Origin of the sequence: Shigella sp. FC1967, assembly GCF_001743005.1 — a bacterium.
Classification (GTDB): Bacteria; Pseudomonadota; Gammaproteobacteria; order Enterobacterales; family Enterobacteriaceae; genus Proteus.
This window is the reverse complement of sequence record NZ_MIIZ01000384.1, coordinates 1-227: the sequence shown is the minus strand read 5'-3', so window position 1 is coordinate 227 and position 227 is coordinate 1. Positions and strand designations below refer to the sequence as shown.

At 49.3% G+C, this 227-nt stretch carries 1 pseudogene; it reads right to left on the bottom strand.

Annotated elements, in window-relative coordinates:
• Positions 1-227: pseudogene (locus BHE89_RS03395) on the bottom strand (transposase); the annotation flags it as partial.

Genomic DNA, 227 nt, shown 5'->3' with positions numbered 1-227 from the left:
TACCCGTTCGTGTACACCTGCAAGCTGTATTCGGGCTTTACGGCGATTAGCACTCCCTTTTGGCTTGCGAGATAAGGCTTTTTGTTTTCGACGTAGGTGACGGCTGGCATTGATAAGGTGGCGCGGATTAGCAATCTTATTGCCGTCTGATTTGATGGCGTAATCGACTCAGCCCCACATCAAGCCCCGTGATATTTGATATCAATGTTGGCTTTGCCGGTGCTTCT